Origin of the sequence: Nonomuraea sp. NPDC050556, assembly GCF_044457355.1 — a bacterium.
In the GTDB taxonomy this organism is placed as follows: Bacteria; Actinomycetota; Actinomycetes; order Streptosporangiales; family Streptosporangiaceae; genus Nonomuraea.
In genome coordinates this window covers 3,223,918-3,246,415 of record NZ_JBITGU010000001.1, presented here as the reverse complement: position 1 = coordinate 3,246,415, position 22,498 = coordinate 3,223,918, and the positions used below count along the sequence as shown (strand labels likewise).

Genomic DNA, 22,498 nt, shown 5'->3' with positions numbered 1-22,498 from the left:
CGATGCCCTTCTCAGTGAGACAACAGGTAGTCGGCGAGCAGGGGGCCGAGGACCTCCAGGGTCCCGGTGTCGAGCAGTTCCGAGTGGCCGCAGGCGACGGCGTGCACGCGCAGGGTCCCGGCGACGTGTCCTGGCCACTGCTCGGACGCGGAGCCGGTCTCCTCGTGCGCGGCGTCGACGAACACGGCGTCGCCGGAGAAGATCCCGAACTCGGCCTCTTCCGCCAGGTGGTCGCTTTCCAGGTAGTTCTCGACCACGCGGGCGATCTGCTCATCCGGCAGGATCGAGAGCTCCGAATCGCGCAGCACCCGCACCGCGTCCGCCACGGTCATCTCGCCGGTGGCCGGGTGGCCCAGCTCGGTGAGGAGTTCGGCCACCGACGTCCGGCCCTTTCGCGCGGGCATTCTCGTGTCGAGCATGCCCAGGAAGGACACCTCGCGGGCGTCGGCCGCCAGCAGCGTCGCCACCTGGTGGGCCACCGCGCCGCCGAACGACCAGCCGAGCAGCCTGACGGGGCCGTCCGGCGCGGTCCGTTCGATCAGCGTGGCGTACTCGCCGGCCAGCTCCTCGATGGTTTCCGGCAGGTTGTCCGTACGGCTGAGCCTGGGGGACTGCAGGCCGTAGAGCGGCACGCCGTGCAGGTGGCGCTTCAGCCCGGCGAAACGCCAGCTCAGGCCGCTGGCGGGAGGGAGGCAGAACAGTGGCGGCTCGTCACCTTCGGCACGCAGCGTCAGCAGCGGCGCCAGCGCGTCGTCCGCCGGGGCGGTGGTGTCGAGCCTGCTGGCCATCGCGGCCGGGGTCGGCAGGGTGAACAGTTCGGCGACCGTCAGGTCCACGGCGAACTCGCGGCGCAGGGCCGCGGCCAGGCGGACCAGGAGCAGCGAGTGGCCGCCGAGGACGAAGAAGTCGTCGTCGACGCCGACGGCCCCGACGCCCAGCACCTCGGCGACCGCGCGGCAGACGGCGGCCTCGGTGCGCGAGCGCGGCCCGGTGTTCGACGCCAGGGCCGCGAAGTCCACGTCCGGCAGCGCCGCACGGTCGACCTTGCCGTTGGGGGTGAGCGGCAGGCGCTCCAGCACGGTCAATGCCGAGGGGACCATGTAGGCGGGCAGACGCGCCGCCAGATAGGCGGAAATATCCGGTACGTCACTGGTCGTGGTCAGGTAGGCAAGGATGCGGTTATCGGTGCGTGCCACGGCGACGGCGCTGGTCACCTCGGGGTGGGACACGAGCACCGACTCGATCTCGCCCAGCTCGATCCGGAAGCCACGCACCTTGACCTGGTGGTCGCCGCGGCCGAGGAATTCCAGGTCGCCGTCCGAGGTCCACCGGGCCAGGTCCCCTGTCCGGTACATCCGCCCGCCCGACGGGTCGGCCACGAAGCGTTCTGCCGTGAGGCCGGGCCGTCCCAGGTAGCCGCTCGCCACCTGTGGCCCGGCGATGTAAATCTCGCCGACCACGCCGGGCGGCATCGGGCGCAACCCGGCGTCGAGGACGCGGACCGTGGTGCCGGGCAGGGGGCGCCCGATGGTCGGCCGCGCGCACCACGCCTCGTCGACCCGCGCCGACGTGACCCACACGGTCGCCTCGGTCGGTCCGTACAGGTTGGTGACCGTACGGGCTCGCCGTACCAGCTCGCGGGCCAGCGGCACGGGCAGCGCCTCGCCACCGACCAGCGCGTGCACACCGGACAGGTCGGCCGAGGTCAGCGTGCTCCACAGGGACGGCGTGGCCTGGAGGTGGGTGATCCGTTCCGACCTGATCAGCTCGGCCAGCAGGACGGGGTCGCGGGCCTCGTCCTCCGACGCCAGCACCACGCAGGCACCGGTGCGCAGGGGAGCCATGAGCTCCAGCACCGCGATGTCGAACGACAGCGTGGTCACCGCCAGCAGCCGGTCACCCGCGCCGATGGTCATCGCGGACAGGAACGTGTCCACGTTCCGCCTGGTCACCGTCACGCCCTTGGGGCGGCCTGTGGAGCCGGAGGTGTAGATGACGTACGCGGGATCGTCCGGGTTCGACGGACGGGGCGCGGCGGCGACCGTGTCGAGGTCGAGGAGGGACGTCCCCTCGGGGAACAGCGCCCTGGTCTCGGCGTCGACCAGCACGACGGCGGGGCGGGCGTCCTCCACCATGTACCGCAGCCGCTCCTCGGGGAAGGACGGGTCCAGCGGCAGGTAGGCAGCGCCCGCCCTGGCCACCCCGGCGAGTACGGCGGGCAGCATCAGCGAGCGGCGCAGCGCGATCCCGACGAGGGCGCCTGGCTCGAAGGCGGCGGCGAAGGCGTCGGCCGCGCGGTCGAGCTCCCGGTAGGAGGCCGTGCGCCCGGCGAAGACGCACGCGTCGGCGTCCGGGGTCACGCGGGCGTGCTCGGCCAGCAGGTCGTACCAGGGACGCCCGGCGGTCAGCTCGCCTCCGTACTCCCAGCCGGACTCCCTCCGGATCTCGGTGTTCTCCACGACCTCGCCCAGCCACTGGACGAGGCGTCGCGCGGTGGCCTCGTCGAAGCGGGCGGCGTCGTACTCCAGGGTCAGCTCGACCGGCTCAGCAGGACCGGCGTCCACGAACGTGAAGGTCAGGTCCACCTTGGGATCGGCGGCGACGTCGGGAGCGTCAGCGGTCGGCAGCCCCAGGAAGGTGTCCCGGGACTCGGACCGGTGCAGGAAGCCCATCATCACCTGGAACAGGGGGTTCCTGCCCGGCGCTCGTACCGGGTTCAGCGCCTCGACCACCTGCTGGAACGGCACGCCGGCGCGCTCGAACGCGGCCAGATCGGTCTCGCGCACCCGGTCGAGCAGCTCCGGGAACGTCGGCGAACCGGACAGGTCGGTGCGCAGCACCACGGTGTTGACGAAGAAGCCAACCAGGTCGTGCAGCGCGGGGTCGGTCCTGCCGGAGGCAGGCACGCCGATCGGGATGTCGGTGCCGCCGCCGAGCCGCGACAGCAGCGTGGCGAGGGCGGCGTGCAGGGCCATGAAGAGGGTGGCCGACCTGTCCCTCGCGAGGTCGCGCAGCGGGTCGATCACGGTCGCCGGAAGCTCCAGCGTGACCCGGCCCGCCCCTCGCGAGCCGCGCAGCGGGCGGTCGGCGGGCAGCGGGATCTCCTCGGGGAGGCCCTCCAGCTGCCCCTTCCAGTAGGCCAGGTCCGCCGGATCGGTCACCTGCCACGCGGCGTAGTCGGCGTACTGCACCGGGAGCGGCTCCCAGGACGGCGCGCGGCCGTCGAGCCTTGCCTGGTAGGCGGTGTCAAGATCGTCCAGGAGGGGGCGCTCCGACCACTCGTCCATGGCGATGTGGTGCAGGACCAGGAGGAGCACGGTGTCGCCCTCCTCCGGCAGGACCAGGGCGCGGATCGGGAGCTCGGTGGCCAGGTCGAACGGCCGGGCCGCGGCCTCCACGCCGGTGACCACCGCCAGGGGGACCTCGGTCGCGGCGGTGACCCGCTGCGTCGGCTCGTCGTCCGCCGTGACGTAGAGCGTGCGCAGGATCTCGTGGCGGGCGACGACGTCGGACAGCGCCGCGCTCAGGGCGGTGAGGTCGATGCTTCCCTTCACGCGGATCGCCAGGGGGTAGGTGTAGGCGGTGGAGGCCGGGTCGAGCTGCTGGAGCAGCCACAGGCGTTGCTGGGCCGCGGACAGCGGTTCCAGCTCCGACCGCTGCCGTGCCTGGAGTGGCTTCCGCTCGTGGCCGGGACGGATCCTCGCCGCGAGCCGTTCAGGGGTCCTGGCGTCGAAGAGGTCGCGCAGCGAGAGGTCGGCTGGGACGGCTCCGAGCAGGCGCATCGCGGCCAGGCTGTGGCCGCCCGCGTCGAAGAAGTCGTCCTCCACCCCCACCTCCGGCAGGCCCAGGACCCTGGCGAACAGCTCGCACAGGAGCCGCTCGGTCTCGTTGGCCGGTGGCCGGGAGGCGACGGTGACCGGTTGGGGCTCCGGCAGCGCCGCCACGTCGAGCTTGCCGTTGACGGTCAGCGGAAGGACGTCCACGACCGCGTACGCCGTGGGCACCATGTATCCGGGCAGCACCGAGCGCAGCTCGCTCCGCACCCTCGCCGCCAGGCCGTCCCCTGTACGACCGGGCACGAGGAAGGCCGCGAGCCGCCGCCCCCCGGACGGGTCGGGGACGGCGAGCACCGCGCACTGGTGCACGCCGGGCAGCGCGGCGACCGCGTTCTCCACCTCGCCGAGCTCCACCCGGTAGCCGCGGATCTTCACCTGGTCGTCGGTGCGGCCGAGGAAGTCGAGGTTGCCGTCGGGGCGCAGCCGTACCAGGTCGCCCGTCCTGTACATGCGCCCGCCGGAGGTGAACGGGTCGGCGACGAACCGGTGGGCGGTCAGCGCGGCCTGCCCGAGGTAGCCGCGGGCCAGGCCGTCCCCGCTGATGTACAGCTCGCCGGGCACGCCCGGCGGCACCGGGCGGAGCCACGCGTCCAGGACGTAGCCGCTGGTGTTCCAGATGGGACGGCCGACCGTGGTGGTGTCGCTGTCGGACGTGCCGCCGCCCAGGGTGTTGATGGTGTACTCGGTCGGGCCGTACAGGTTGTAACCGAGGACGCCGTCGGCGTCGCGCAGGACCGACCACAACGCCTGCGGCACGGCCTCGCCGCCGAGCAGCACGAGCACCGGACGGGTGTCCAGCAGGCCCTCGTCGAGCAGGTGCCCGGCGTAGGTCGGGGTCACGTTGACCACATCGACGCCGTTGGCGCGGCAGTAGGCGACCAGGGCGCGGGCGTCGCGGCGCAGCTCCTCGTCGCAGATGTGCACATGGTGCCCCTCGACCAGCCAGAGCAGCTCCTCCCACGACATGTCGAAGGAGAACGACACGGTGTGCGCGATGGTGAGGATCCGCCCTCGTGCCGCCGGGCCGAAGATGGCCTCGCGGTGGTTGAACTGCATGTTCGTCAGTCCGCGATAGGGCGTGACCACGCCCTTGGGGCGGCCGGTGGAGCCCGAGGTGTAGATCACGTACGCGGGGTGGTCGAGCCGCCCCACACCTCCGAACGGTTCCAGCTCCTCATCTGACGAGGTTGCTCGGAGATCGTCCATGAGCAGCACGGGGACCGGGTGCGCGGCCAGCCGGGGCGCGACCGCACTGGTCGTCACCAGCAAGAGGGGGTCGGCGTCCACGAGCATCGCCAGCAGCCGGGCGTCCGGATAGTCCAGTTCGAGCGGGAGATAGGCGGATCCGGTACGGAGCACCGCGAACAGCGCCACCACCATCTCGATCGACCTCGGTACGGCGAGCGCGACGATGCGCTCGGGACCCGCCCCGCGCGCCAGCAGCTCCCGCGCCATCCCGTTGACCCGGGCGTTCAGCTCGGCGTAGGTGAGCGTGGTGTCGCCGAAGGTCAGCGCCTTGGCGTCCGGGGTGCTTCTGGCCTGTTCCGCCATCAGCTCGGCGACCGTGGCCTCGCCGTACGGCCGCGCAGGACCGCGCTCGGGAGCCTCGGCAATGGGGATGTCACCGGTGGCCGTTCCCGGGTCGGCCGCAAGGTGCAGGAGGACCCGGCGCAGCCGTTCCAGAAGCGTCTCGGCCTGCTCGCGGGGCACCACGTCGCCGCGGAACTCCAGCCGGACGCGCAACCGGCGTCCGGGCGTCGCCACCCAGGTCAGCGGGTAGTGGGTGGCGTCCACCGCCTCCACGCCGACGATGCCGTGCTCCTCCTCCAGGTCGGTGAAGGTGTCGTCGCCGAGGAAGTTCTGCAGCACGTAGAGGCTGTCGAACAGCTCGCCGCGCCCGGCGGCGCGCTGGATGTCGCCCAGGCCCAGGTACTCGTGCGGCATCATGGCGACCCGGTCGTCCTGGATCCGGCGCATCGCATCGCGGACGGGCTCGTACGGGTCGAACCTGACCAGGGCGGGCACGGTGTTGAGGAAGACGCCGACGACGGCGTCTATGCCGTCCAGCTCGGTCGGACGCCCGGCGACGGTGGTGCCGAACACGGCCTCGGCCCTGCCTGTGGCGTGGGCGAGGACGATGCCGAGCGCGGTGCCGAGGACGGCGTTGAGCGTCACCCCGGACTGCCTGGCCGCGGCGTCGACCTGGGCGGTCTCGTCCTCCGACAGATGGAAGGCCAGGCTCGTCGCCGGCACGGGCCGGGTGCCCAGGGCCTCGGGGAAGAGGAGGGTCGGCTCCTCCAGCGGTGCGAGGAGCTCGGCCCAGGCCCTTACCGAGCCCTCGGCGTCCTGCTCGGCCAGCCAGGCGAGGTAGTCGGTGAACTCCGCCTTCTGGGGTGGTGGAAGCTCGTGTTTGTAGGCCGTGAACAGGTCGCGCAGGACCAGCTCCCGCGACCACCCGTCCCAGAGCAGCAGGTGGTAGGTGAGGAGCAGCCGATCGCGGCCGCCCGGCAGCCTGACCACGGTCAGGCGCAGCAGCGGCGGCCTGGCCAGGTCGAACGGTGCCCGCCTGTCGGATTCCGTGACCTCCGCCAGCAGCGTGGCCGCGGTCTCCTCGTCCAGCCCGCCCAGATCGACCACCTCGACCGGAGCCTCCAGCCCCGAGCCGACGCGCGCGACCGGCCGCCCGTCTCCGTCCTCGGTGAAGCCGAGCCGGGTGGCTGCGTGCCTGTCGAGTACGGCGGCGCAGGCGTGGCGCAGGCGCTCCGGGTCCAGGCTTGTGTGGAAGTCGAAGGCGTTCTGGGCGATGTACACATCGGCGTCACCGGCGAGGCGGGCCTGGAAGAACAGCCCTTCCTGGAGCGGCGACACCGGCCAGACGGCGTCGCCGGTGAGGTCGCGCATGGCGTCGACCCAGGCGGCGGCCAGGTCTTCCGCGTCGTTCGGACAGGTGAAGACCGCGTGCAGCTCGGGTCCGGACGGGGTGTCGTGGCAGGCCACGTTGATCTCCAGCAGGTACGGCGTGCCGAGATCGGGATCCGGGGCCGTCCGCAGCTTCTCCGGGGCGCTCGCCCAGTCCTCCTCCGAGCCGACCGGGAACCTGCCCAGGTAGTTGAAGAGCACCTGCGGAACGCCCAACCGGGCCAGCGCGGGTCCGGTGCGCGGATTGCAGTACCGCAGCAGGCCGTACCCGAGCCCGCCGTCTTTGGCCGCCCGCAGGCTGTCGCACACTTCCCGCAGCGTCTGGCGGTGATCCCCGGTCACACCGGGCAGCCGCACGGGGGCGATCGTGGTGAACCACCCGACGGTCCGCGTGAGATCGACATCGCCGGTGACCTCTTGGCGCCCGTGCCGTTCGAGGTCGAGGAGGAGCGGTGCCTCCGGGTCCCCGCCGTGCGCGGCCCGCCACCTGGCCACCCCGAGATGCAGCGCGGCGACGAGCGCCTCCGTGACATCCACCCCCGCGTCTTGCGGCACGGAGGTGACCATCCGCCGAGAGACCTCAGCGGACACCCGCACCACATGATCCCGCGTAGCCCCCACGGTCAGCCCCGAAGCGACCTCAGGGGTCGCACTGGTGAGCCCCGAGGCGGCACCCACGGTCACCCCCGACGCTGGGTCACGCGCGACTCCCGCGATCTGACCAGGCGTGACCAGGCCCGCCCCCGGAGCCAGGACCTCACACCAGTGCTCGAACTCGCCCAGCCGACTCGCCTGAGCCGCGTGCTCGTTCAGCGTCCTGGCGTAGGTGCGCAGGGACGTGCCGACCGCCTCAAGACGCGGACTGCCGCCCTGCTCCCAGGCCCGCCGCAGATCATCAACCACGATGCGCCAGGACACCCCGTCGATCACCAGATGATGCGCGACAAGCAGCAGCCTGCCCTGCCGTTCCCCCCGATCGAACAGAACAGCCCGCAACACCTCCCCAGCCACAGGATCCAGCCGATCAGCAGCCTCATCGGACACGGATGCGACCAGCTCACCGAACGCCTCGTCATCCACCCCCGCCGCCTCCACCACCTGCAGCAGATCGCCCGGCCCCTCCTCCATGACCTCCAACGACCACAGCAGCGGCGACGGCCGATGCAGCCGGAGCCGCAACGCGTCGTGCCGCTCCACGAGCGCGGCGAGCATGCCCTCGACCTGGTCTGCGGTCAACCCAGGTGGTGTACGCAGCAGCTCGGCCTGGTTGAGCCGGTCGATCCGCCCGCCCAACTCCGCGAGGCGCTGGACGATCGGCATGAGCATGACCTCCCCAACCCCCTCGGAAGCCCCCTGGCCTCCCCGGCCGGAAGCCCCCTGGCCTCCCCGGCCGGAACGCGCCTCCCCTCCTCGGCCGGGAGACTCCTCCCCTTCTTGGTCGGAAGGCCCCTCCCCGACCCCGTCAGAAGGTTCCTCCCCGGGCGCCTCCCCGACCCCGGCGTAAGGTCCTTCACCTGTCCTTACCGAGGCCCCGCTCGACTCACCGGCAGAGGGACCTTCTGCAGGGGCGATCACCTCGGCCAGCGCGACCGGGGTCCGGTGCACGAACACCTCACGCGGTGACATCCGCAGGGACCGCCGACGAGCCAGATTGACGAGCTGGATCGCGATGATGCTGTCCCCACCGAGAGCAAAGAAGTCCTCGCCAGCCCCCACCCCATCCAGCCGCAACACCTCAGCGAAGAGCCCACACAAGACCTCGACAACCGACGGCTGGGGGTCGACCCCTGATATCCCTGGCCGACCACCGACGACCGGCGGCTGTGCGACGGTGGGTGGCTGGGGGACGCCCCCCGACACCCCTGACCGATCACCGACGACCGGCGGCTGTGCGACGGTGGTTGACGTGGACGGCTGGGGGACGACCCCCGATGTCCCCGGCCGATCACCGACCACCGGCGGCTGGGCGGTCGATGGGGACGTTCGAGCGGCGACGCCCGATGCCGCCGATCGAGCACCGAGGCCCGATGGCTGGGCGGCCACCGATGAGCGGGCGGGCGCGGGGAGCGCGTCGCGGTCGAGCTTGCCGTTGACGGTCAGCGGCAGCGCGTCGAGCATCACGAACGCCTGCGGGACCAGGTAAGTGGGCAACTGGTCACTCAGCCTCGTACGCACCTCGTCGACGTCCACCCCGGTCCGGGCGACCAGATAGGCCACGAGGCGCCGCCGTCCCGGCTCGTCCTCCCGCATCGTCACGACCGCGTTGGCGACCCCATCGATCGAGAGCAGCGCCGACTCGATCTCCCCGAGCTCGATCCGGTAACCCCTGACCTTCACCTGCCGGTCCGACCTGCCGAGGTAGACCAGATCACCATCGTCCGTCCACCGAGCCAGGTCACCACTGCGATACAGCCTGCCACCCGGCCGCCCGCCGAACGGGTCGGCCACGAACCGGCCAGCCGTAAGCCCAGGCCGTTCCAGATATCCGAGAGCAAGCTGATCGCCCGCGACGTATACCTCCCCCTCCACACCAGGCAGCACCGGCCGCAACCATTGGTCCAGCAGATGGATCCGCAACCCAGGCAACGCCCCGCCGATGACACTGTCGGCATCCCCAGGACTGAGGGGACGGAACGACACGTGCACGCAGGTCTCCGTGATGCCGTACATGTTCACCAGCACGGAATCGTGCCGCCGATACCAGTCCGCCAGGCGCGGCGGATCCAGCGACTCCCCGCCGAAGACGACGTACCGCAGCGCCAGACCATCCGGCACCGTACGGTCTGCTTCGACCAGCGGGTAGAAAGCCGACGGCGTCTGACTGAGCACGGTCACCCGCTCCTGCCGGAGGAGCTCATGGAACCGTCCCGGATCCCGCGCGACGTCGCCCGGAACGACGACCAGGCGGGCGCCGTGGAGCAGCGCACCCCACATCTCCCACACCGAGAAGTCGAAGGCGGCGGAGTGGAACATCGTCCACACATCCGCTGCACCGAAGTCGAACACCTCACCGGCCCCCGCGAACAGGGACAGCACGTTCCGGTGAGTCACCACCACACCCTTGGGACGACCGGTGGACCCGGAGGTGTAGATGACGTAGACAGCATGGTCACCCAGTAGCGCCACCGTCCGGTCCCCGTCGGTGACAGGACCCCCGGACCACCGCGAAACCGCCTCAACCAGCGCAGGCTCATCGAGCGCCAGCACTGGCGGACCGGCGTCGGTGAGGGTGGCTGCTGTGGCGAGGTCGGTCAGCAGGCACAGGGGTGTGGAGTCGTCGAGGATGTAGCGGAGCCTGCTCGGCGGGGCGTCCGGGCTCAGGGGTACGTAGCAGCCGCCCGCCTTCACGACGGCCAGTAGCGCGATGATCAGGTCGGCTGAGCGGGGGAGCGCGACGGCCACATGCGAGCCCGAGGTGACGCCTCGGGCGATCAGCTCCCTGGCCAGGCGGTTGGAACGGTCGTCCAGCTCGGCGTAGCTGACCCGCCGCTCGCCCGAGACGACGGCGATCGCCTCCGGGCGCGACGGCGCGTCGGCGTAGGCCTGCGCCAACGTGGCGGCGGGGTGGGCGTGTGTCGGCGTGGTGAGGTGGGCTTGTGTGGGCGTGACGGGGTTGGCCTGGGTTGTCGTGGTGGGATGAGCTTGTGCCAAAGCCTCGGGGTGGCCCTGCGCCCGCGGGACGGGGTGGGTTTGTGGCGATGTGGCGGGATGGGGCTGTGTCAGCCCGGTGGAGTGGGCTTGCGCCTGCGGGGTGGAGTGGGTCTGCGTCTGCGGGGTGGGGTGGGTTTGTGTCGGTGTGGTGGGGGGCTTTCGCGGGGTCAGGGTGGAGATTGGGTGGGTCAGGTCGGTGGTGAAGGCGGACAGGATGTGCTCGACGCCGTCCAGCAGGTGTTCGGCCTGCGCGTGATCGACCAGTGTCGCGTCGTGTTTGAGCTCCAGCACCAGCCGCTCGCCCGGGAAGGCGACCAGGGAGACCGGGTAGTGGGGTGAGTCGGTTCCGGTGAAGCCTCGTAGCTCTGGGGTGTCCGGGATGGTGGGGAAGTTCTCGACTACGACCATGGTGTCGAAGAGCTCGCGGACTCCGGCCAGCCTCGCGAGCTCGCTCAGTCCGACGTGTTGTACGTCGAGTAGGTCGGTCTGGCGGTCCTGCAATGCGGTCAGGACGTCGCCCAGCTTCTGGTCGGGGGTCCAGGACATTGGCAGGGGGATGGTGTTGATGAGCAGGCCGACGATGGTTTCCACGCCTGGTAGCTCGCCGCCCCGGCCGGACACGGTCGAGCCGAACACCACGGTCTGGCGGTCGAGCAGGTGTCCCAGGAGCAGGCCCCAGGCGGCGTGCACGGCGGTGGACAGGGTCACGCCGTGAGCCCGCACCACGTCGGTCAGTGCGGCTGTCGCTTCGGGGGAGAGGCGGTGGATGGTGCTCTCGTGGCGTGACAGTTGGTGGGTTGGGCTCTGGTGGCGTGGCACCTGGTGGGTGGTGCTGTCGTGGTGTGGCGCTCGGTGGGTCGTGCTCTCCTGGGGTGGCGTCCGGTGCTCGGGGTCGATCAGCCGGGTTGTGTCGTGCACCTCGGCCAGTGCGGCCCGCCACACCTCGTGGGCGGCGGTGCGGTCGAGGGTCGCCACGGCTTCGACGTGGTCGCGGAAGGTCACTGTCGGGGCGGGCAGCGCTGAGTCGGTCCGGTACGACTCGATGATGTCGCGGAACATCAAGGGGTAGGACCAGCCGTCGGCCAGGATGTGGTGCATCGTCTCGATCAGGCGATGCTCTGTGGCGCTCAGCGAGACGAGCGCATAACGCAACAGCGGAGGGTTTTCGAGGTCGAACGGCTTCGCCAGCTCGTCCGCCGCGAACTCCGCCAAACGAGCCAGGGCAAGCTCGGAGGAGGCCTGCCCAGAGGGGGTTGGCGAGGTGAGGGTGATTGAGGGGATCGCGAGCGACGTGGCGGCGGGCGAGGCTGGGGTGGGTGGTGTGCCCGGAGGCGTGGCGAGGGGGCGTGGCGTGGCGGGGGTGGGGGACGAAGGGATGAGGTGGGTTAGGTCGAGTTCCTGCCAGGGCACCTCCACCCGGCCCGCGATCACCTGGACCACCCGGCCGCTGTCCGTCTCGGGGAAATGGGCGCGCAGGGCGTCGTGGCGGTGAACGGTTGCCATCACCGCTCGCCGCAACGCCGCCACGTCCAAAGGCCCGGTCAGCTCGGCGATCTGCTGTACCACGTACGGGTCCGGACCGCCGTCGGCCAATGCCATGCGGGTGTGGAAGTACATGCCCTCCTGCAGTGGCAACAACGGCAGCACGTCCACAGCCCCCTCAAACCGGTCCACGTCCGGCTGTGTCAGGGGGACCAGGGGGAAGTCCGACGGGGTGTGGCCGCGCAGGTCGCAGCGGGTGAGGCCGGTCAGGGCCGTCATCCAGAGGTCGGCGAGAGACGTCATCTCCTCCTCGGTGAGGACGCCTGACGGCCAGGACAGGGTGGCGGTCAGGGCGCCGGTTTCCGAGGCCCACGCGTTCACCTCCAGGGTCATCGCCGGGTTCGCCGGGTCGACGCCCTCGCGCAGCGGCCCGTCGGGAGCCCAGTCCGCGTCGCCGGACGAGGAGAATCGGCCCAGGTAGTTGAAGAGGATCTGCGGCGGCTCCGGCCACACCGCATCCCCGAGGTGGCGCAGCACGCCGTAACCGAAGCCACGCCTGGGCACCGTACGCAACTGTTCCTTGACCGCCTTCGCGGCGCGCGCCAGTCCAGGACCGCCCGCTGAGACGTCGGCCCAGTCCAGCGGCCCGGGGTCGATCGCGACGGGGTGGATCGTGGTGAACCAGCCGACGGTCCTGGAGAGGTCGGTGTCGGCGTCCCGCCCGTGGCCCTCCAGGCTCAGCAGTACGGCGGAGCCCGCGCCCCGCCACCGCCCCAGCGCGGCGGCGAAACCGGTCAGCAGCACGTCGTCGACGGTGCCGTGCATCGCGGCGGGAACCGTGGACAGCAGCGCCGCACCGACGGAGGCGGGCAGCGACACGGTCAGGGACCGCACCGTGGCGGCGGTGTCCACGGCGGGGTCGAGCGGGCGCGAGCCGAGCACCGGGTCGGGGACGGCGAGCACGCCGCGCCAGTACGAGTCCTCACCAGAGAAGCGGTCCGTGGAGGCCGCGACGAGGTGCGACCAGGTGCGGAACGACGTGGGCACCTCGTCCAAGGCGGGTTCGTGGCCGTCGGCCCAGGCTTTGGCCAGGTCGTCACCGATGATCCGCCAGGAGACGCCGTCCACGACCAGGTGATGGATGGCGAGCAGCAGCCGGTCCGCGTCCGGGCACCAGACGGCCTGCACCATGATCCCGTCCTCGGGCCGAAGGCGAGCCGCGACTTCAGGGTCGCCGGGGAGGGCGTCGACGACGGTCAGCAGGTCGGCGGCGTTCGCCAGCTCGGGTGGGACCATGAGCCCGCCGTCGCGAGCGACCCGGGCGCGGAGCAGGTCGTGGCGGTCCAGGACGGCCTGCAGTATCCGCACCAGGCGCGAGGCGTCGAGACCGGCAGGGGTGCGGAACGTCATCGACTGGTAGAAGCCGCTCAGCGGCGTCCCCGCCCGGACGGTCTCGGCGAGCATCGGCGTGTTGGCGATCCGCCCCACCCCCGTGTCGCCCACCGGCACGACGTCCGCCCGCGAGGCGACCGCCGCCAGCGCCTGCACGGTCCGGCGGCGGAAGATGTCGCGCGGCGTCAGCCGCAACCCCGCCCTGCGGGCACGCCCGGACACCGCGATCGAGGAGATGCTGTCCCCGCCCAGCGCGAAGAAGTCGTCGTCCACCCCCACCTCGGGCAGCGACAACACCTCGGCGAAGATCGCCGCCAGCACCCGCTCGTGCGCCGTGCGGGGCGCCCGCCCGGTGCTGCCGCCGTACGGGACGGGTTCCGGCAGCGCGGCGACGTCCAGCTTGCCGTTCACCGTCAGCGGCAGCTCGGCCACGACCCCGTACAGCGCGGGGACCATGTAGTCGGGCAGCCGCTCGGCCAGCGCTGCCCGCAGGTCGGCGACGAGCACGCCGGGCTCCGCCGGAATCACGTAGGCGGCCAGGCGCTTCTGCCGTACGGTCACCGCCGCCTGGCGCACCTGGGGCAGCGCGGTCAGCGCCGCCTCGATCTCGCCGGGCTCGACCCGGTAGCCGCGGATCTTGAGCTGGTCGTCGGCCCGCCCGAGGAAGTCGATGTTGCCGTCGGGGCGCCGCCGTACCAGGTCGCCTGTCCTGTACATGCGCCCGCCGGGCGTGAACGGGTCGGCGACGAAGCGGGACGCGGTCAGCCCGGTGGCGTGCAGGTAGCCGTGCGCCAGCCCGACGCCCGAGATGTACAGCTCGCCCACGACACTGTCGGGGACGGGACGCAGCCAGGTGTCCAGGATGTGGGCGCGGGTGTTCCAGATCGGACGCCCCACGGTCGGGGTGGCGCTGTCCGTGGTGGCCGCGCCGAGCGTGTTGATCGTGTACTCGGTCGGCCCGTACAGGTTGTAGCCGACGGTCTCGCCCAGCCGCGTCCAGACGGCGTCGCTGACCGCCTCGCCGCCGAGCAGCACCAGGCACGGCCGGTGCCCGTCCGGGTCGAGCAGCCCCTCGTCGAACAGGTGGTGCGCGTAGGTCGGCGTCACGTTGATCACGTCGATGCGGTTCTCACGGCAGTAGGCGACCAGGGCGACGGCGTCACGGCGCAGTTCCTCGTCGCAGACGTGCACCTCGTGCCCCTCGACCAGCCACAGCAGCTCCTCCCACGACATGTCGAAGGCGAACGACACGGTGTGCGCGATCCGCAACCGCCTGCCCGCCCGCGCCACCGCCGGGTCGAAGATCTCGGCGCGGTGGTTGAGCTGCATGTTCGTCAGCCCCCTGTACGGGGTGACGACGCCCTTGGGCCTGCCGGTCGAGCCAGAGGTGTAGATGACGTAAGCGGGATGCTCCAGCCGTCCGGGAACATCGGGGGCGAACGAGCCCAGCGGCGATCCGTCCGAGGGGAGGTCGTCGAGCCGCACCCAGGCGCCGCTGTGGTGCGCGGCCAGAGCCGCCGAGGTGGTTACGAGCAGGCGGGGTACGGCGTCGCCGAGCATGACGGCGAGCCGCTCCACCGGGTGGTCGAGGTCCAGCGGCAGGTAGGCGGCGCCGGTGCGCAACACGGCGAACAGCGCCACGACCATGTCGACGGAACGCGGCAGCGCCAGGGCGACGATCTCGCCGGGACCCGCGCCGTGGGACAGCAGCAGCCGCGCGCAGCGGTTGATCCTGGCGTCGAGTTCGGCGTAGGTCAGCCGGTCAGTGCCGCACACCAGCGCGGTCTCGTCCGGCAAGGTCGCGGCGCGGTGGCCGAGCAGGTCGGCGATGGTCTCCTCGCCGATCGGGCGGGTGACCGGCGACGACCGCTCCTCTTCCAGCGTCAGGTCCAGAGCGCAGACCGGCGTGGACAGGCCGTCGCCGAACCGCGTCAGCAACTGGACCATCCGCCGCACCAGCCGCTCGGCCTCGACAAGGGTGATGACGTCCGGCCGGTACTCCAGCTTGATCCGCAGGTTGGCGCCGGGGGTGAGCACCCACGTGTACGGATAGTGGGTGGTGTCGACGTACTCGACCCCGGTGATGCCGTGGGCGCGCTCCAGGTCGGTGAAGGTGTCGTCGCCGAGGAAGTTCTGCAGCACGTAGAGCGTGTCGAACAGCTGGTCGCGGCCCCGCTGGATGTCGCCCAGGCCCAGGTGTTCGTGCCCGGCCAGCTCCAGCCGGTCCTCCTGCGCCTTCGCCGCCAGGTCCTGAACGGTCTGCGACGGTGTCTGGGTGACCCGCGCGGGGACGGTGTTCAGGAACAGGCCGATGGCGTCCTCGATGCCGGGCAGCTCGGTGGGCCGCCCCGCGACGGTGGTGCCGAAGACGACGTCGGTGCGCCCGGTCACGTAGCCGAGCAGGACGCCGAGCGCGGCGGTGAGCAGCGAGTTGAGGGTGACTCCCGCGCGGCGGGCGTGCTCGTCCAGGCGGGCGGTGAGCCCGGCGGGCAGGACGGCGAGGACCCGTTCCGAGGGGATGGGTTCGAGCCCGGCCGCCTGGGGGGCGAGGATCGTGGGCTCGGCCAGGCCGGACAGCGCGCTGGACCAGGCGGCGGTCGCTGCTTCGCGGTCGCGGGTGGCGAGCCAGGCGAGGTAGTCGGGGAAGGTCGAGCGGGGCGGGTCCAGGGCGGCTCGGGCGCCGCGCGAGCCGTACAACGTGAACAGCTCGCGGATGACCAGCTCGCGTGACCAGCCGTCCCAGAGGAGGAAGTGCGAGGTCAGGAGGAGGCGGTCGCGGCCGTCCTGCCGTCGCACCACGGTCAGCCGCACCAGGGGCGGGCTGGTCAGGTCGAAGGGCCGCTCGCGGTCGGCGCGCATCAGCTCGTCCAGGTCTCCCGTGAGGTCCACGACCGCCACCTCGGCGGGGACCTGGGCCCTGACGCGCTGGACGACGCCAGAGGGCTCCTCCTCGAAGGAGGCGCGGAGCGTGGGATGGCGGCTCAGGAGGGCGGCGAACGCTGCGGACATCGCGGGGACGTCGATCCTGTGGTCGAGGTCGAAGGCGTTCTGGGCGATGTAGGTCGAGGCCGCGCCGGAGAACACCGCCTGGTAGTAGACGCCCGCCTGCAACGGAGACAACCCCCAGACTTCCTCCTCTCGGGGGCGGGCGGCGATGGCGGCCGGGGTGCGGAGGCGGAAGATGTCCTGGGTGGTGAGGTCCAGGCCGTCGCGGGCCAGCCGGTTCACCGCGCGGATCGCGGTGATGCTGTCGCCGCCCATGACGAAGAAGTCGTCCTCGACGCCGAAGCCGGCCACCCCGAGCACCTCGGCGAACCGACCGCGCACCAACTCCTCAAGAGCGGTAGCGGGCCGAGTCCTAACAGGGCGGCGTGGGGCGGGAGCGGGCAGGGCGGCGCGGTCGCGCTTGCCGTTGGGGAGCAGCGGCAGACGGTCCAGAACCGTCACCGACGCGGGGACCAGGTACGGCGGCAGCTCGGCACGCAGAGCGGCCAGCACGGCGGCGGGCTCGACCCGCTCCCCGGCGGCGGGAACCACGTACCCGAGCAGCGCGGGAGCCCCGGAAGCCGTGGGACGCACCGTCGCGACCGCCTCCGCGACACCCGGCCGCCGCCCCAGCGCGGCCTCCACCTCGCCCAGCTCCACCCGATGCCCGTTGATCTTCACCTGCCCGTCGGCGCGGCCCAGGAACTCGACCTGCCCGTCGGCGGTCCACCGCCCCAGGTCGCCCGTGCGGTAGAGCCGCGCTCCAGGTGAGAAGGGGTCGGCCACGAACCGGGTCGCGGTGAGCCCGCCCTGCGCCAGGTACCCCCGGGCGAGCTGAACACCCCCGACGTAAACCTCACCCACGGCCCCGGGAGCGGCAAGACCCAGTGCCGGGTCGAGCAGATACACCCGCGCCCCGGGCACCGGCGTGCCCAGGGTCACGGGACGGCCGGGCGACACCTCGGCCGTCAGCACGTCGCCGGTCACCTCGGCCGAGCCGTACGAGTTGACGACCACCGCGTCCGGCGAGGCCACGGCCAGCGCCGACAGGCAGGACTCGTCCAGCGCCTCGCCGCTGAGGATCCAGCGCCGCACCCCGCCGAGCTGCTGCGACGTGGCCAGGGCAGAGGCAAGGCTCGGTACGGCCAGCAGTTGCGTCGCGCCGCACCGCTCGACGAGGCGGGCCAGCGCAGCGCCGTCAGCCGCCACGGTGTCGTCGGCGATGACCGTGGTGGCCCCGGCGACCAGCCCGCCGAGCAGCTCGGTGGTGCCGTCGATGAAGCTCGTCGAGCTCTTGGCCACCCGCACGTCACGCCCGGAGTCCGACCAGTGGTCGCGCGCCCACGCCAGCCGGTTGGCCAGCGCCTCGTGGGTGCCGACGACCGCCTTGGGCCGCCCGGTGGAGCCGGAGGTGTACACGACGGACACCGCGTCGAGCCCGTGGGGGACCGGCAGCTCGGCCGGGGCGGCAGCGGCGGCGGTGCGGACGGTGAGCGTCGGCAGGCCGTGCGGCGGTAATGCCGACGTCTCGTCCGTGAGGACGCAGGCGGGCCTGGCGTCATTCAGCATGAACTCCACCCGCGCCGCCGGGTAGGCGGGATCGACAGGGAGGTAGGCGGCGCCGCTGCGGACGACGGCCAGCAGCGCCACGGCGAGGTCGGTGGAGCGGGCGGGCGCCACCGCCACCACATCGCCCCGCCGTACGCCGGAGGCGATCAGGGCGGAGGCCACCCGGTGGGAGCGCGCGTCCAGCTCGGCGTACGTCAGGAAGGAGTCCCCGCAGGTCACCGCCACCCGATCGGGATGCGCCGCGGGCAGGCAGACCACGGTGGACTTGTCGGCCGTTGGGCCCGCGCCCGCGGCGAGCAGCCGGGCACGTTGGTCTCCCGCGACCGTGTCGAGCGCGCCGCAGGGCGTTGACGGGGCTTCGACGATCGCGGACAGCAGGGTCTCGTACTGTGACAGCAGGCCGGAGGCGTCGACCACCGCGCTGTCGTAGGTCAGAGCGGCCTCGATCCGCTCGCCCGGCCTGGCCATCAGCGTCACCGGGTAGTGGGGCGCCTCCACCGTGCGCAGGCCGGTCACCGCGAGCCCGCCGGACGAGGGGTGTCCGGAGGGATAGTTCTCGATCACGACGAGCGTGTCGAACAGCGGCCCGGTCCTCTTCTGCAGCTCGGCCAGGGACACGTGCTCGTGCTCCATCAGCCCGGCCTGGACGTCGGCGAAGCGCCGCAGCACGTCGGTGACGGGTTCCGTGTTGCCGCACCGCACGCGGGCGGGCACCGTGTTGATCAGCAGGCCGATCATCCGGTCGATGCCGGGCAGCGGGCCGCCGCGCCCCGACACGGTCAGCCCGAAGGTGACGTCGCCGGAGCCGGTGAGCCTGCCGAGCAGCACCCCCCACGCCCCGCTGAGCACGGCGCTCAACGTGAGCCCGTGATCATTGGCGTAGGCGCGAAGGCGGTGGCTGAGCTCGCCGCTCACCCGGCGGAAACCCGTGCCGTGGGACGCGGGGAGTGCGGCGGTCACCAGGGTCGGTGCGGAGACGCCGTCGAGCGCTCTCGTCCAGGCCTCGATCCCGTCCTCAGGGTCGAGCGTGCGCAGGAAGCCGCTGTAGGGGATCGGGGCGGGTAGATCGGCTTCGCCGTACAGGTCGAGGAGTTCGCGCAGCATCAGCGGGACGGACCAGCCGTCGGCGAGGATGTGGTGCACGGTGTGGATGAGGACGTGCAGGCCGGGCGCGAGCCGTACCAGAGCGAACCGCATCGCGGGCGGATCTGCCAGGTCGAAGGGGAGTTCGCGCTGGGCCCTGGCCAGATCGTCGACCCGGTCCGCGTCGTAGAAGCGGGCCGTCTCGTCGGCGTCGTGGAAGGCCCAGGGGACGCGGGGGCGACCGGCGATCACGGCCACCACGTCGCCGTCGCCGACCGCGCGGAACGCTGAGCGGAGGTGCGGATGCCGGTCCAGGAGCCGTTCAGCCGCCGCCCTGAGCCGGTCGGGGTCGAGCGGGCCGTCCAGGTCGATGATCTGCTGGACTACGTAGGGGTCGCTCGCGCGGGAGAACGTGGCGTGGAAGTAGAGCCCCTTCTGCAGCGGGGTGAGCGGCAGCACCTCGCGCAGCTCGGCCCCCAGCGCCGTGACGTCGGCGGCGTCCAGCTTCACCAGGGGGAAGTCGGACGGGGTGTGACCGGTGACGGCGTCGCTGCCCGCCACCGCGTCCAGCAGCGACGTCCACATCTGGGCCAGCCGCCGCACCTCGCCGCCGTCGAGCACCCCGCGCGGCCAGCTGAACCTGGCCTGGAGCACGGACCCGGCCGCCACCACGTTGATCTCCAGCACGCGGGGGAGCGGCATCTTCGGATCGCGCCGCTCGACGACGACCTCCCGCCCGCCGACCGCCGTCCACGGCCCGCCCGCGTCGGCCTCGAACCGCCCCAGGTAATGGAAGAGCACCTGCGGCGACACCGCCAGATCCGCACGAGAGCCCAGATAACGCAGCGCCCCGTAGCTGAGCCCGCGCCTCGGCACCTCTCGCAACTGCTCCTTGACGGCCTTCACCGCGGCCCCGAGCTCGTCCCCACCACTGAGCAGCCGCTCCCACGGCGCCGACCCCGGATCGACGGCAGCGGGGAAGAGCGTCGTGAACCAGCCGAAGGTGCGCGACAGGTCCAGGTCGTCGCTCTCCCGCCCGTGGCCCTCCAGCTCCAGCAGTACGGCGGAGCCGCCGCCCCGCCAGTGCCCCACCGCGAGCGCGGCGGCCGCGACCAGGGCGTCGTTGACGCCGCCGTGGATCGCGGCCGGGACCGGGCCGAGCAGGCGCGCGGACACCTCGGGGGACAGCTCGACGGTCAGCGACTCCTCGTTGGCGACGACGTCGCGCGCTGGGTCGAGCGGCCGCGCGCCGAGCATCGGGTCGGGGGTGGCGACGGCGCGCCGCCAGTACTCCTCGTCGGCGTCGAACACCCCCGCCCTTGCGGCCTCGCCCAGGTGGGCAGCCCACTGCCGCAGCGAGGTGGGGGCGGGTGGCAGCGCGACGCCGTTCCAGGCGGCGGCGAGGTCCTCCAGCAGCACCCGGAGGGAGACGCCGTCCACGACCACGTGGTGGATGACCAGGACGAGACGGCCCTCGCGGTCAGGTCCCGCGTCCAGCCAGACGACCTCGATCATCCGGCCCTCCGCCGGGTCGAGCCGGGCGGCGGCTGCGGTGGTCTCCCGTTCCGCGACGGCCTCGAGATCCAGGTCCGTCGCGCCCACGCGAGTGATCACGTCGGCGGCCGCGAGCGCCGGGCCGATGGTCAACGTCCACCCGGCGAGGCGGGCGCGGAGCGCGTCGTGCGCGTCCAGGACGGCGGTGACGATGTGGTCGAGCCGGTCGGAGGTGAGCCCGGCCGGGGTGCGTACGGTGACGGACTGGAAGAAGCCCTCCAGACACGGACCGGCCTCCTGCAGCCACGAGACGATCGGCAGCGGCGGCACCGGCCCTGTCGCCTCGACGACGGGCGCGGCAACCGTCTCCACCGGGGGCACGGAAGCGGCCAGCGCCGCAGGGGTGCGCAGGGTGAACAGGTCGCGGGCGCGCGCGGCGAGCCCGGCCCGCTGGGCCTGGCGCACCGCCGCGATGGCGATGATGCTGTCACCGCCCAGCGCGAAGAAGTCGTCTTCCGCCCCGACCCGGTCCCGCCCGAGCACCGACGCGAAGACCTCGCACCAGGTGCGTTCGAGCGCGGTGCGCGCGAGCCTCGTCACAGGGCCGTGGGAGGCGGGCGCGGGGAGCGCCTGCCTGTCCACCTTGCCGTTCGCCGTAACCGGGAACGCATCCAGTACGGTCACCACCGCGGGCACCATGTAGTCCGGCAGCCGAGCCGCGCACCAGCTCACCAGGTCACCCGAGGAGTCGTGGACGGTGACGTACCCGGCCAGCTGCTTCACCCCTGCGGCGTTCGTGAAGACGGTGACGGCCGCCTGCCGTACCGAGGGGTGCGCCGCCAGGGCGGTCTCGACCTCCTCCAGCTCCAGCCGCATGCCGCGGATCTTCACCTGGTTGTCCGCCCGCCCGACGAACTCCAGCGAGCCGTCCCGCGTCCAGCGGGCCAGGTCGCCGGTGCGGTACATCCGGCTGCCGTCCCCCTCGAACGGGTCGGCGACGAACCGCGACCCGGTCAGCGACGGCGCGTTCACGTAGCCCCGGCCGAGCAGGAAACCGGCCGCGTACAGCTCGCCGGTCTCGCCGACCGGCACCTGCTCCAGGCGCTCGTCCAGGACGTACAGGCGGGTGCGCGGGTTGGGGCGGCCGATCGAGGTCGCGATGCGCTCGGCGGTGTCCCGGTAAATGACGTGCGAGACGCCGATGGTCGCCTCGGCCGGGCCGTACCCGTGGTAGAGCGTGGTGCCGAGCTGGGCGCGGAACCGGTCGAACAGCTCCGGCGTGAGGACCTCGCCGCCACACCACACGTGCTTGAGCCCCGACAGCAGCGAGGTGCCGCGCGCCATCTCCAGCAGCACGTCCAGCATCGACGACACCAGATAGACGAAGGTGACCCGCTCGCGGGCGATGAGGTCGAGGAGGTACTGCGGGTCGCGCTCGCCACCCGGCTCCGCGACGACCACCCGGCCGCCGCAGACCAGCGGCAGCAGGATCTCGTTGACCGAGATGTCGAACGACAGCGGTGCCTTGAACAGCGACGCGTCACCAGGACCGAAACCGAGGACGTGCTCCACCTGCCACAGCAGCCGCTCGCAGATCGCCTCGTGGCGGATCATCGCGCCCTTCGGCCGCCCGGTGGAGCCGGAGGTGAAGATCACATACGCCAGCCGCGGCCCCTGGATCGTGAGGCGCGGCGGCTCGGTGCTCTGATGACCGTGGCTCCACGCCGCCAGATCCACGTCGGACGGTGTGATGACCAGCCTGGCGCCCGCGTCCTCGCGGACCTGGCGCCGGCGCTCCAGCGGCCACGAAGGATCGACGGGCACGAACGCGCCGCCCGCGACCATCACCGCCAGCACGCCCACGACCATCTCGGCCGAGCGCGGCGTCGAGATCGCCACCGCCTCCTCCGGGCCCAGCCCCAGCTCGCGCAGGTGGTGCGCGAGCTGGAAGACCTTCTCGCCGAGCTGACGGTAGGTGAGCCGCACGTCCCCCGCGACCAGGGCCACGGCTTCCGGGGTACGGCTCACCTGAGCGGTGAACAGGTCGGCCACAGTGGTGATCGTCATATAACTTAGGTTAGCCTAAC

General features: G+C 72.1%; 1 protein-coding gene. It reads right to left on the bottom strand.

The genetic code is table 11. The features are described 5' to 3' along the window. Positions 1-11: 11 nt before the first annotated feature. Positions 12-22,478 carry an amino acid adenylation domain-containing protein gene (locus ACIBG8_RS15420; protein WP_397343356.1) on the bottom strand — a complete coding sequence of 7,489 codons (22,467 nt, stop codon included), beginning with the start codon at positions 22,476-22,478 and terminating at the stop codon, positions 12-14. Positions 22,479-22,498 lie beyond the last annotated feature (20 nt).